We start from the raw sequence: 12,740 nt of genomic DNA, 5'->3' as shown, positions 1-12,740 counted from the left end.
ATGGGCGGAAGAATGGTAATGGCGGCGGCACTTCGGGCCAGGCGCGACTATTGGTCCGCCTCGATCTGCCGCAGCATTGTCTTCTCGCGGTCGCTCGCCAGCCCTTCGAGATTCTTCTGCATGGCCGCGCTCTGCTCCTTGGTCAGCACCGGACGGTCGCCGACCTGCGCCGGGGCGCCGAAGCTGGGATAGGCCTTCTCCGGCTCCTTCTCGCGCCCCGGCAGCACCGGCGCCGCGCGCGACGCGCCGGTCGCGGATGCGGCGGAGTTGGTCGCCGGCGTCCCGGTCGATTCGACGCCACCCGCCGCCGCCACCGGCGCATTGCCGGCGATTCCGTCCGCCGAGGCACAGCCGCCGAGCAGCAGCGCCATCAGACCGCAGCCGGCGAGAACGTGCATCCGTGCGGCGCTGCCGCCTTGCCTGCCTTGCCCGTGAGCCAAGATGGTCTCCCTCTCCTGCGCTGTTTGCCTGCGCCGGCCTGCCTGTGCGTCAGCATTGCGCGCGTGCGGTCCGTTACGCTCTCGCTAGCACCCGATGGCACGTCTATTATGCCACCTATGAACGCACCAACCCGCGGGGACAAGCGGTGAGCACCCGACGCAGCAGCAAGATACCTTCCAGTCCTTCCCGCGCCCGCGCGCCGGCGGACAACGCGACGGCCACGAGCGCGGCGCCCACACCCAAGGCCACGGCGAAGACCGCGCCCAAAGCCGTGCCAAAGGCCGCAGCCAAGACTGCGGCCAAGACCGCGCTCAAGGCCGCGCCGGCCGTGAAGGCGGCGGCGAAATCCGCGCGGACGACGAAAGTCGCGACGGCAAAGGACCGCAAGGCGGCGCCCGCCGCGTCGGCGCCGGTAACGGTCGCGGCTCCTGCTCCGAATCAGCCGGCCCGGCGCACTGCTGGAAAGCCGGGCCCGGCGCCGAAGAGCGTTGCCCCTGCCGCGACCGAGGTCCCGCCCCGCGCGATGCCCCGGCCCGAGACGGCGCCGCCTGTCGCGCCCCCCTCGCCTGCCGCCGCTCCCCCCGACCCCGCCGCTGGGCCCGAGGCCGGGCGGGCCAGCCCGATCGACCTTGAAGTCTTCGCCGCCAATCTCGCCCGCATGGTCGAGGAAGGCGGGCGGGCGATGGCGGCCTATCTGCGCCCGCGCGAGGACGGCCGCATCAAGGACGAGGTGGCCGAGGATCTCGCCGAGGTCGCCAAGACCATCGGCAATGTCGCGGAATACTGGCTCTCCGACCCGCAGCGCACCGTGGAGGCGCAGTCGCGCCTGATCGGCGGCTATCTCGATCTTTGGACCTCGGCGCTGAAGAATCTCGGCGGCGAGAAGACGGCGCCGGTGGTGGAGCCCGCCACGCGCGACGCGCGCTTTGCCGATCCGGAATGGAAGTCCAACCCGTTCTTCGACGCCATCAAGCAGGCCTATCTGCTCACCGCCAACTGGGCGACCGACATGGTGGAGGAGGCGCAGATCGACGCCCGCACCAAGCACAAGGCCGACTTCTACGTCCGCCAGATCGCCGGCGCGGTCTCGCCCTCCAACTTCGTACTCACCAATCCCGAGCTGCTGCGCACCACGCTGTCCTCCAATGGCGAGAACCTGGTGCGCGGCATGAAGATGCTGGCCGAGGACATCGAGGCCGGCGGCGGCGACCTGAAGATCCGCCAGACCGACGATTCCAAGTTCCATGTCGGCGAGAACCTGGCGGTCACGCCCGGCAAGGTGATCTTCCAGAACGAGCTGATGCAGCTCATCCAATACGCGCCGCAGACCGAGAACGTGCTGGCGACCCCGGTGGTGATCATCCCGCCCTGGATCAACAAATTCTACGTGCTCGACCTGACGCCGGAGAAATCCTTCGTGCGCTGGGCGGTGGCCAACGGGCTCACCGTGTTCATCGTCTCCTGGGTGAACCCCGGCCCCGAGCTCGCCGGCAAGGGCTTCGAGGACTACATGAAGGACGGCGTGCTGAAAGCCTTCGAGGTGGCGAAGAAGGCGGCCGGCACCAAGGATTTCCACGCGGTGGGCTATTGCGTCGGCGGCACCATGCTGGCGATGACGCTGGCCTGGCTGGCGGCGACGGGGAAGAAGCCCGGCCTCGCCAGCGCCACCTTCCTCACCACGCAGGTCGACTTCACCTTTGCCGGCGACCTCAAGGTGTTCATCGACGAGGAACAGATCGCCAGCCTCGAGCGCAAGATGCTGGAAACCGGCGTGATGGAAGGCCGCACCATGGCCAACGCCTTCAACATGCTGCGCGCCAATGACCTGATCTGGCCCTATGTTGTGAACAATTATCTGAAGGGCCAGGCGCCCTTCCCGTTCGACATTCTCTACTGGAATTCGGACTCGACCCGGCTGCCGGCGGCCAACCATTCCTTCTATCTGCGCAACTGCTACCTCGACAACAAGCTGGCGCAGGGCAGCCTGCTGCTCGCCGGCAAGCGGCTCGACCTCGAGGCCATCGACCTGCCGATGTACAGCGTGGCGACGCGCGAGGACCACATCGCCCCGGCGGCCTCGGTGTTCCTGGGCCTGCAGAAATTCGGCAATCCCGGCCGCTTCGTGCTGGCCGGCTCCGGCCATATCGCCGGCGTCATCAACCCGCCGGCGCGCGGCAAGTACCAGTACTGGACCGGCGGCCCGGCGGCCGGCGCGCTCGACGACTGGATCGAGAAGGCCGAGATGCACCCCGGCTCCTGGTGGCCGGACTGGCTCGGCTGGATCGAGGCACAGGACGGAAAGCGCGTGCCGGCAAGCAAGCGCCTGCCCGGCGAGGGCCCGTACGCCGCCATCGAAGACGCACCGGGCAGCTATGTGAAGGTGAGGTCTTAGATAAACTGGCCGTCATGGCCGGGCGTGGCCCTGCCATCCACGACAATGGCCGCGCGATGTCACATCGTGGATCCCCGGGCCAAGCCCGGGGATGACGAAATCGGGGCTGGACGCCTCACCTCACGGGAACAGCGCGATCTGCTCCAGCCCCATCGTCTCGGGATAGCCGAGCACGAGGTTCATGTTCTGCACCGCCTGGCCGGAGGCGCCCTTCATCAGGTTGTCGGTGGTGGAGATCACGATCACCCGGTCCGGCGCGCGGTCCTTCACCACGCCGATGAAGGCCATGTTGGAGCCCTTCACGAAGCGCGACTGCGGCACCTGGCCGAGCGGCAGCACATGCACGAAGGCCTCGCCCTTGTAGAAGTCGGACAGCACCCGGTGCACGCCCTCCGCCCCGACGCCGGCGCCGGTCTTCAGGTAAATGGTGGCGTAGATGCCCCGGCTCATCGGCACGAGATGCGGGGTGAAGCTGGGGGTCAGCGTGCGCCCGGCGGCCTTGGAGAATTCCTGGTCGAGCTCGGCCATGTGGCGGTGGCCGCCGACGCCATAGGCGTGCATGCCGTCCGTCACCTCGGTGAACAGCAGGTTCTCCTTCGCCGAACGCCCCGCGCCGGTGACGCCGCTCTTGGCGTCGATGACGATATGCTCGGGCTCGATGGCGCCGGCCTCGATCAGCGGCACCACGGGCAGGATGGCGGTGGTGGTGTAGCAGCCGGGATTGGCGACGAGCCGCGCCTTGCGGATGTCGTCGCGGTACAGCTCGACGACGCCGTAGACGGCCTCCTGCTGCAGCTCCAGTGCCTGGTGCGGGTGGCCGTACCAGCGCTCATAGGCGCCATCGTCGCGCAGCCGGAAGTCGGCGGAGAGGTCGACCACCTTCACATGCGGCGCGGTCTCGAAGACGTTCTTGATCACGAGCTGGGTGGTGCCGTGCGGCAGGGCGCAGAAGACGAGGTCCACGTCCTTCCACGCCACCTGCTCGATGGTGATGAGGTTCGGCAGGCTGAAGGGCGCGAACTGGGGGAACACGTCCGCCACCGCCTGCCCGGCCTTGCGGTCGGCGGTGAGGGCGACGATCTCGACGCGCGGGTGGCGCAGCAGCAGGCGCAGCAGTTCCGAGCCGGTATAGCCCGAGGCCCCGAGGATGGCGATCCGCGCCTTGCTGTCCGTCATGGTGGCGACCCTTCTCTCTGCCGCGCCGCCCCATTTCGCCGGCGCGCGTGGATTTGCGCCATTACACCTTTCGCATGTCCGGCGAAAGACAAGAGGGCGGCGTCCGGTGCATGGCGGCTGCGCGTGGGAGACCGGAACCGAATGCGCCGGCCGCCGCTTCTCGTCCGGCCCTCACCAACCCGGAGCCCCCAATGACCGATCCCTTCTCCTGGTTCGAGACCGGCCTGCAGCTGGCGCGTCTCGGCATGGACATGCAGGTGGTGATCGCCGAGCGCATGACCCGGCTGGCCCGGGGCGACAGCGCGGCCGGGATAGAGGCCGTGCGCATGGTGACGGAGAAGGCGCTGGCGCTTGGCGAAGCGAACGCCTACCTGATGACGGCGGCGGCTGCCGGCCATATCGAACGCGCCGGGCCGGAAATCCTCGCCCTCTATGGCCGCAAGGTGCGGGCCAACCGCCGCCGCCTGAAGCGCTGACCCCTGCCGCCCCGCATAGCGTCCATGTTCACGGAGCGTTCCGGTTTCGCGCCGGCCCTGCCATAGTGCTAGGAACACCGAATCGATTGCCCTAGCCGAGACCTTCCGCACCCATGTCGAATTCCGACGACCTCTTCGCCTCCGTCCCCACCCCGCGTCCGCGCGTTGCCGCACGGGCTCCCGCGCCGCGTGAGGGAACGCCCGGCGAGGCCGGCTATACCGCCGCCGACATCGAGGTGCTGGAAGGGCTGGAGCCGGTGCGGCGCCGGCCGGGCATGTATATCGGCGGCACCGACGAGAAGGCGCTGCACCACCTCTTCGCCGAGGTGGTGGATAATTCCATGGACGAGGCGGTGGCCGGCCATGCCAGCTTCATCGAGGTGGAGCTGACCGATGACGGCTTCCTGACCGTCACCGACAATGGGCGCGGCATCCCGATCGAGGAACACCCGAAATATCCCGGCAAGTCGGCGCTGGAGGTCATCCTCACCACGCTGCATGCCGGCGGCAAGTTCGACAGCAAGGTCTACGAGACCTCCGGCGGCCTGCACGGCGTCGGCGTGTCGGTGGTCAACGCGCTGTCCGACGTGCTGGAGATCGAGGTGGCGCGCGGGCAGACGCTCTATCGCCAGACCTATTCGCGCGGCGTGCCGCAGGGCAAGATCCAGGAGGTTGGCCGCATCCTCAACCGGCGTGGCACGCGGGTGAGCTTCCATCCCGACCCGCAGATCTTCGGCGAGGGCGCCCGCTTCAAGCCGGCCCGCGTGTTCAAGATGGCCCGCTCCAAGGCCTATCTGTTCGGCGGCGTCGAAATACGCTGGAGCTGCGACGCCTCGCTGGTCGCCGGCACGGATATCCCGGAAAAGGCGGTCTTCCGCTTCCCCGGCGGCCTGCGCGACTATCTGGGCGCCGATATCGAGGGCCATACGCTGGTCCATCCCGACATCTTCTCCGGCAAGACGACGCGCCCCGGCGGCCATGGCTCGGCGGAGTGGGCGGTGGCGTGGCTGGGCGATGCCGACGGCGCCATCTCCTCCTATTGCAACACCATCCCCACCGCCGAGGGCGGCACCCACGAGACCGGCCTGCGCGCCGTGCTGCTCAAGGGGCTGCGCGACCATGCCGAGCGCACCGGCGGCGCCAAGCGCGCCGCCATCGTCACGGCGGACGACGTCATGGCCGGCTGCGTCGCCATGCTCTCGGTCTTCGTGCGCGAGCCGGAATTCCAGGGCCAGACCAAGGAAAAGCTGGCCACCGCCGAGGCGACCCGCATCGTCGAGGCGGCGCTGCGCGACCCGTTCGACCACTGGCTGGGCGGCAACCCGACACAGGCCAACCGCCTGCTCGACTGGGTGGTGGAGCGCGCCGAGGAGCGGCTGCGTCGCCGGCAGGAGAAGGAAATCTCCCGCAAGACCGCCGTGCGCAAGCTGCGCCTGCCGGGCAAGCTGGCGGACTGCTCCAACAATTCGGCGGCCGGCTCCGAGCTGTTCATCGTCGAGGGCGATTCCGCCGGCGGCTCGGCCAAGCAGGCGCGCGAGCGCCAGACCCAGGCGGTGCTGCCGCTGCGCGGAAAGATCCTCAACGTCGCCAGCGCCGGCCGCGACAAGCTCGCGCAGAACCAGCAGCTCGGCGACCTCGTGCAGGCGCTCGGCGCCGGCACCGGCGCGCAGTATCGCGACGAGGATCTGCGCTATGAGCGCGTGATCATCATGACCGACGCCGATGTCGACGGCGCCCACATCGCCTCGCTGCTCGTCACCTTCTTCTACCGGCAGATGCCCAAGCTGATCGAGAACGGCCACCTCTTCCTCGCCGTGCCCCCGCTCTACCGGCTCAGCCAGGGCCCCAAGACGCTCTATGCCCGCGATGAGGCGCATCGCGACCAGTTGCTGAAGAAGGAATTTTCTCCGCGCGGCAAGGTCGACATCGGCCGCTTCAAGGGCCTTGGCGAGATGATGCCGGCACAGCTCAAGGAAACCACGATGAGCCGCAAGACGCGCACGCTGCTGCGCGTCACCATCGAGGAAGCCGAGCGCGCCATGACCGCCGACATCGTCGAGCGGCTGATGGGCAACAAGCCGGAAAGCCGCTTCGCCTTCATCTCCGAGCGCGCGGCCTTCGCCAGCGAGGAACTGCTCGACATCTGAGAGCGGCCCGGGCCGCGTCGCGCCCGCTCACCCCGGCGAGGGCGCGCCGTACTTCGTGTCGATGATCGCCTGGATCGCCGGCTTGTAGACGTCGCGCGCCACGCGCAGCGCCGCCTCGCGCACCAGCCGCCCGCTGGCGCGCTGCGCCTCCTCGGTGGCGCCGGTCCACACGCCCTGCGCATGCTGGCGATAGACGCTCATCGGCCGGTCGAGATAGCCGATAGGCCCCAGCGTCTCCAGGTGGAAAGCCAGCGCGATCTCGCTCAGCCGGTGCCGGAACAGCCCGTTCGGCAGTGCCTTCATCACATCGCTGCGGAACAGGCAGCTGGAGAAATTGGCGATCAGGTTGAGGCTGGGATCGGCGAGGAAGTCGGACCCGTCCAGCTTGTCCGTGTTCAGGCGATCCTGTCGCTCGAGCGTGGTGCGCCCGCGCGTGCCGGGCGTCTCGATCTCGATCTTGCAGAACACCATCGAGCAGTCGGGATTTTCCTGCAGGAAGGCGATCTGCCGGGCGAGCTTGTTCTTGTCCGACCAGTAATCGTCGCCCTCCAGCACCGCGAGGAATTCGCCCCCCGCCGTCTCGAAGGCACGGCGGAAATTCCCCGAGATGCCGCGATTGACGCCGTCGCCGATCACCCGCATGCGGTGGGCGTAGCGGGCGTGGAAATCGCGCACGATTTCGGCCGTCCCGTCGGTGGAGCCGTCATCGGCCACCACGATGTCGTGGAAGAAGTCGCCGCGCTGGGCGAGCACGCTCTCGATCGCCTGCGCGATATAGTCCTTCTGGTTGTAGCTGACGATCACCGTGGTCACCGTCGGGCGCACCTTGTAGCGGCGCAGGATGCGCGCCATCGGCAGGGTGACGGCCTCGCGGTCGCTGATCCGGTTCAGCTTGGCGGCGTCGCGGTCGCGGTAGTTCAGCAACACCTCGCCGATGAAGACCGGCGGGAAGCGGTGGACGAATTTCAGGATCACGTCCCAGTCGACCAGCCGGCGCAGGCTGATGTCGAAGCCGCCCAGTTCCCGGAAGCAGGAGATGTTGTGCACGAAGACGCCGAGGTCAATGTAGTTCTGCTGGCGCAGTTCATCCAGATCGAACGGCTTGCCGATGATGCGCTGCCGGCTCTCCTGGTGGAAGCGCGCGTAAAAGGTCATCGTCCCGTCCTCGACCACGATGCGGCGGGCGAAGGCGTCGAGAAAACGCGGGCGAATGGTGTTGTCGGAATCGACATAGGCGATCCACGGATGGCGCGCCACCAGCAGCCCGGCATTACGGGCGGAGGACACGCCGATATTGCGCGAGAAGCGGAGATAGACGATCCGCCCGCTCTCCAGCTCGGCGCCGTAGCGGGCGCGCAGCCGCTCCTGCGTGCCGTCCGTCGAACCGTCATCCACGATGATCAGCTCGAAATTCCGGTGCGTCTGGCCGAGCACCGCGTCGATCGCGTCCTCGATGATGCCGGCGCGGTTGAAGGTGGCGAGAATGACCGAGAAGGCGACGTCCGCCGCCGCCGCGTCGGTATCCGCCGGGGCACGGATCGCCCGCCCCTCCGCCGCGCCCTGCAGGACGTAATGCACCAGCGGATTGACGCCGGAGGCGGCGACATCGGGATGGGCGGCGAGATAATCCGCGCCGTCGAAATAGGGCGAGGGATCGGCGCCCTGCTTCCAGCCGCTCGCGAGGTAATGGTCGAAGAGGCGCGCCTCGCCGGCCGGAAGCTGCGGATGGCGGGTCTGATACCAACGCGCGTCGAACAGCCCGCTCTGCCGGACCGCCTCATATTCCTCGAAGGCCGAGACGAAATCGTCGAGAGGTCGCCCGGACGCGGTGCCCGGCTTCACCGGATGACGCGTGAGGCGGCGCCCGCCCGCGAGCGCACGAAACACCCCGCGGAGTTTTTTCCGCAGGCGTCTGGGTATCTCGGCGAGTTTCATTCTTCACCCCGTGGATGGCGCGGCTCTCTCGCCGTCCATTAAACCAGTTTCGCCGGCAGCGCTGCTACACCGCCGCGCCGGGCTACGGCACGGCCTCCGGGCGCGGATCGACCGCGACGATCTCCATGGTTCCGCCCGGCAGCGCCACCTCGTCGCCGCTCCATTTGCCCATCAGGGCGCGGGCGACCGGGGATACCCAGCCGATGCGCCCCTGTGCCGGATCCGCCTCGTCCTCGCCGACAATGCGGAAGGTGCGGCGGGCGCCCTTCGTGTCCTCGATCGTCACCGCCATGCCGAAGGTGACGGCCTCTCCCGCCTGCGGCGGATCGACCGGCTCGGCGCTGGAACGGCGGGCGGACCAGTAGCGGAGTTCGCGCGAGGCGGCGGCGACCGCGTCCCTGTCGCCCCGTGCGCCGGCGGCGGAAAGCGCCTCGCGCTGGCGCGCCACTTCGGCGTCGATGAGAGCCAGCCCGCGGCGCGTCACGAGGTTCCGATTGGCGCTGACGGGGCGCTCGGGCAGCGTGTCGGCACCGCTGTCCTCCTTGACGAATGCACGGCTCATTGCGTCGCTCGCCTCCCCGATAACCGTCCTATGGGCCGAAACTTGCCGAAAAGCCCTTGACAGCGGCCAAATCCGTTGACTTTCCGAGCGTTATCCCTATGGTGCAACGCGTCGTCATACCATATCCGACTGATGCGCTCCGCGCGACGACGATGCAACCATCCCCGGTTACGGCTCGGGGAGCCGGTGTGCGGTGCGCAGCCGCAGAATTGATCCAGATGCCTTTTAACGAACTGGGCCTGAGCGACAAGGTGCTCGCGGCCGTCGAGGCCACCGGCTACACAGAGCCGACACCGATTCAGGCGCAAGCCATTCCGCACATTCTTGCGCGGCGCGACGTGCTGGGTCTTGCCCAGACCGGCACCGGCAAGACCGCGGCCTTCACTCTGCCGATGCTCACCCTGCTGGAGCAGGGCCGCGCCCGCGCCCGCATGCCGCGCACCCTTATCCTTGAGCCGACGCGCGAACTCGCCGCGCAGGTCGAGGAAAACTTCACGCGCTACGGCAAGAACCACAAGCTCAACGTCGCCCTGCTGATCGGCGGCGTCTCCTTCGGGGATCAGGACGCCAAGCTGCTGCGCGGCGTCGACATCCTCATCGCCACGCCGGGCCGGCTGCTCGACCATGTCGAGCGCGGCCGCCTGCTGCTCTCCGGCATCGAGATCCTCGTCATCGACGAAGCCGACCGCATGCTGGACATGGGCTTCATCCCGGACATCGAACGCGTCTGCAAGCTGGTGCCGTTCACCCGCCAGACGCTGTTCTTCTCGGCCACCATGCCGCCGGAAATCCAGCGCCTCGTCTCGCAGTTCCTGTCGAACCCGGTGCAGATCGAGGCCTCGCGGCCTTCCTCCACCGCCTCGACGATCACCCAGCTGCTCGTCCCCTCCGCCAAGGAGGATTTCGCCAAGCGCGAGACGCTGCGCGACCTGATCAACAATGCAGAGGCGCTGCAGAACGGCATCATCTTCTGCAACCGCAAGAGCGAAGTCGCGGTGGTTCACAAGTCGCTGCTGCGCCATGGCTACAAGGCCGTGTGCCTGCACGGCGACATGGACCAGCGCTCGCGCATGCAGGCGCTCGACCAGTTCCGCACCGGCGAGGCCACCCTGCTGGTGGCATCCGACGTCGCCGCGCGCGGCCTCGACATTCCGGCGGTGAGCCACGTCTTCAACTATGACACCCCGCACCATGCGGAAGACTATGTGCACCGCATCGGCCGCACCGGCCGTGCCGGCCGCGCCGGCGCCGCCTTCACCATCGTGACGGCTGGCGAGGTCAAGTCGCTGGCGGCGATCGAGAAGCTGATCGGCCGCCCGATCGACTGGAAGGACGGCGCCGGGCTCGACAGCGTGCCCGCCTCCGATTCGCGCACCCGCCCCTCCCGCGAGAAGCCCTCGCGCGAAAAGCCGTCCCGCGAAAAGGGTCGCGGCGGTCGCAGCGCCGGCCGCGAGCGCGAGGATGGCGGCGAGAGCCGTGGCGCCCGCCCGGCCCGTCGTCGCGATGCCGAGCCTGTGTCCGTGCCGGTCGAGGCCGCCGAGGCGCCCCTCGCCGCCGTGGCATCCGAGGCTGCACCGACCAGCGCCAAGCCGGCCCGCCGTCGCGGCCGGGGCAAGGAAGCGGAGGCCGCGCCCGCTGCTGCCGCCGTCGCTGCTCCCGCTGCCGCCCCTGCGCCGCGCGAGCGCAACCGCGAGAAGCCCGCGCCGGCCCCGGCCCGGGCTCCCGTCACCCCCCTCACCCATCGCCGCAACGACCGCGCCCCGATGGACGAGCCGGCGGACACCTCGCACCTGCCGGCCTTCCTGCTGCGCCCGGTGAAGATCAAGGCCGGCTGAGCGGCTGGCGGGACAGCGACCCGGGAACCGGCACGCCGGTTTCCGCGCGCGGGTCGTCCGCCATTGCGCGGTCGGCGCCCTCCTTGCGCAGGCGCTTCGGCCGCTCCGGCACCGCTGCCGGCTCGGCCACCACGGGAACGCGCGTGATCTCGCGCAGGCGGCGGACAAGTTCGCCGCGCACCGCGCCGGCATCGCCGGCCGAGGCCCATCCGGAAAAGCCGATCTCCACCCGGTCCAGCGCCATCTTGGCGATGGAGGCCGACGGTCCCGGCGAAGTCGAGACGCGCGGGTCGCTTTTCAGGAAGGCGAGGCCGCGGTCCATCACGCCCTCGATGTCGTCCTCGGGCTTCAGCTCCAGCGAGAAGGCGAAGTTGCGCTGGCCATAGACCGATTTGTTGACGATCGGCGAGCCCCACACCCGGCCATTGGGCATCAGCACCTGCACATTGTCGCCCGCCGCGAGTTCGGTGGTGAACAGCGTGATCGCCTTCACCGTGCCGCTCTGGCCGCCGACCTCCACCGAATCCCCCAGCTTGAACGGGCGGAACAGCAGCAGCATCACCCCCGCCGCGACATTGGACAGCGTCCCCTGCAAGGCGAGGCCAATGGCCAGCGATGTCGCGCCGAGCACGGCAATGAGGCTGGTGGTCTGGATGCCGAAGCGCTGCAGCACGGCAAGGCCGACAAAGACCAGCACGCCGTAGCGCGCAATGCTGGAGAAGAACCCGGCCACGGTAGGATCGACGCGCCGCGTGCTGCCGAGCGCCCGGGCGATCATCCGCTCCACCAATCCGGCGATCCACCAGCCGCCGATCAGCAGCGCCACGGCGTAGAGTATGTTCAGGCCATAGAGAACGAACAGATTGCCAAGTGCTTCAATATCCACGCCATCGCTCCGTAAAGTGTCGTCCGGGGGCAACGGCTGAAGCGCGGCTGGGTTCACTCTTCGGGTGCGTCTGTCGGCGTTCGCCGGCGCGCGGGGCGCCGGAGTGCGGCGGTCTGCGCGATCATGGCGGCACGCGCGGCAAGCTCGGCGGCGAGATCGGCATCATCGAGCGCCGCCTCGGGGAGCGACCAGAAGCCGAGCGTCACCGGCCTGCCCTGCCGCTCATAGCCGAAGATGCACGACCCGGCCGACTGCAGCCGCGCGGCGAAGTCGGCATCGGTCTTGAGGTAGATGGCGTCGTCGACCGCGATGGCAAACATGACGCCATCGGCATAGAGCCCGAGACCGCCGAACATCCGCCGGCAGCGCACGGGCCCGAAGGCGGCGAAGATGTCGGCGATGTCGGCCGTGTTCATCGCCGTCCCGGATGCTCAGGCGCCGGCTTCGGCGGTCTCCGAGCGGACCGGCGTGATCGCCACGGATTCGCCGCAGCCGCAGGCCGAGGTCTGGTTCGGGTTGTTGAACACGAACTGGGCAGCGAAGGTGTCGGACTTGAAGTCCATCTGGGTGCCCAGCAGGTACAGGATCGCCTTGGGGTCGATCAGCACCTTCACGCCCTTGTCCTCGACCACCTCGTCGAACTTGCCCGCCTCCTCGGCGAATTCCATCGTGTATTCCATGCCGGCACAGCCGCCATTCTTCACGCCGATGCGCAGGCCGGCCACCGGCTTCTCGGAACGCGCGATTACCGCGCGCACGCGGTCGGCGGCGGCGTCGGTCAGGGTCATTACCTGCGGGCGCGGGCGGGGTTGAGGCTGGGTCATTTCGCTGTCTCCACATCGACGCCGGTTCAAGGCCGGCGGATCGGTATGCTTAAGATGGGGGATGCG

12 protein-coding genes are annotated in these 12,740 nt (G+C 68.6%); 4 read left to right on the top strand and 8 right to left on the bottom strand.

Translation table 11 applies throughout. From position 1 onward, the window contains the following. Positions 1 to 47: 47 nt before the first annotated feature. Together ACQY76_RS15915 and ACQY76_RS15910 are read right to left on the bottom strand one after the other, a co-directional pair. Positions 48 to 398, bottom strand: a complete 351-nt coding sequence (locus ACQY76_RS15915; protein ID WP_428029698.1) for a hypothetical protein — start codon at positions 396 to 398, stop codon at positions 48 to 50. Positions 399 to 555: 157 nt separating this feature from the next. Continuing rightward, positions 556 to 828, bottom strand: a complete 273-nt coding sequence (locus ACQY76_RS15910; RefSeq protein ID WP_428029697.1) for a hypothetical protein — start codon at positions 826 to 828, stop codon at positions 556 to 558. Between the two features lie 271 nt (positions 829 to 1,099). Here ACQY76_RS15910 and phaC point away from each other — a divergent pair, with 271 nt between their 5' ends. Then, positions 1,100 to 2,833, top strand: a complete 1,734-nt coding sequence (gene phaC / locus ACQY76_RS15905; protein ID WP_428033035.1) for a class I poly(R)-hydroxyalkanoic acid synthase — start codon at positions 1,100 to 1,102, stop codon at positions 2,831 to 2,833. Between the two features lie 120 nt (positions 2,834 to 2,953). Here phaC and argC read toward each other — a convergent pair whose 3' ends face one another. Beyond that, a complete protein-coding gene (gene argC, locus ACQY76_RS15900; RefSeq protein ID WP_428029696.1) occupies positions 2,954 to 4,009 on the bottom strand; it encodes an N-acetyl-gamma-glutamyl-phosphate reductase in 1,056 nt (351 codons plus the stop codon). A 191-nt stretch (positions 4,010 to 4,200) separates the two neighbouring features. Between argC and ACQY76_RS15895 the strand changes: the two genes are divergently transcribed. Next, positions 4,201 to 4,485, top strand: a complete 285-nt coding sequence (locus tag ACQY76_RS15895; RefSeq protein ID WP_428029695.1) for a hypothetical protein — start codon at positions 4,201 to 4,203, stop codon at positions 4,483 to 4,485. 113 nt (positions 4,486 to 4,598) lie between these two features. After that, positions 4,599 to 6,632, top strand: coding sequence for a DNA topoisomerase IV subunit B (gene parE, locus ACQY76_RS15890; RefSeq protein WP_428029694.1), 2,034 nt, complete (start codon positions 4,599 to 4,601; stop codon positions 6,630 to 6,632). A gap of 27 nt (positions 6,633 to 6,659) precedes the next feature. On the opposite strand, the gene ACQY76_RS15885 is transcribed toward parE, so the two are convergent. Both ACQY76_RS15885 and ACQY76_RS15880 read right to left on the bottom strand, forming a co-directional pair. Beyond that, positions 6,660 to 8,519 (bottom strand): glycosyltransferase family 2 protein, encoded by a 1,860-nt coding sequence (locus ACQY76_RS15885; protein WP_428029693.1) that lies wholly within the window; start codon positions 8,517 to 8,519, stop codon positions 6,660 to 6,662. A 130-nt stretch (positions 8,520 to 8,649) separates the two neighbouring features. Continuing rightward, entirely contained in the window at positions 8,650 to 9,129 is a 480-nt protein-coding gene (locus ACQY76_RS15880; RefSeq protein ID WP_428029692.1) for a GreA/GreB family elongation factor, read from the bottom strand. Positions 9,130 to 9,347: 218 nt separating this feature from the next. Here ACQY76_RS15880 and ACQY76_RS15875 point away from each other — a divergent pair, with 218 nt between their 5' ends. Next, positions 9,348 to 10,964: a DEAD/DEAH box helicase gene (locus ACQY76_RS15875; protein ID WP_428029691.1), complete on the top strand. Its 1,617-nt coding sequence runs from the start codon at positions 9,348 to 9,350 to the stop codon at positions 10,962 to 10,964. On the opposite strand, the gene ACQY76_RS15870 is transcribed toward ACQY76_RS15875, so the two are convergent. From ACQY76_RS15870 to ACQY76_RS15860, 3 genes are read right to left on the bottom strand one after another with little or no spacing between them, the layout of a single operon-like run. Continuing rightward, a complete protein-coding gene (locus ACQY76_RS15870) occupies positions 10,951 to 11,850 on the bottom strand; it encodes a mechanosensitive ion channel family protein (RefSeq protein ID WP_428029690.1) in 900 nt (299 codons plus the stop codon). The two genes, ACQY76_RS15875 and ACQY76_RS15870, sit on opposite strands and share 14 nt — an antisense overlap. Before the next feature lie 53 nt (positions 11,851 to 11,903). Beyond that, complete coding sequence (locus tag ACQY76_RS15865) at positions 11,904 to 12,266, bottom strand: TfoX/Sxy family protein (protein ID WP_428029689.1); 363 nt, start codon at positions 12,264 to 12,266, stop codon at positions 11,904 to 11,906. A gap of 15 nt (positions 12,267 to 12,281) precedes the next feature. Then, on the bottom strand, positions 12,282 to 12,638 hold the full coding sequence (locus ACQY76_RS15860) for a HesB/IscA family protein (protein WP_428033034.1): 357 nt from the start codon (positions 12,636 to 12,638) through the stop codon (positions 12,282 to 12,284). Between the last annotated feature and the right edge of the window lie 102 nt (positions 12,639 to 12,740).

The sequence above is a fragment of the Ancylobacter sp. genome (genome assembly GCF_965279025.1).
GTDB lineage: Bacteria > Pseudomonadota > Alphaproteobacteria > Rhizobiales > Xanthobacteraceae > Ancylobacter.
The sequence above is the reverse complement of the archived record's forward strand: the minus strand, read 5'-3'. Positions and strand labels throughout refer to the sequence as shown.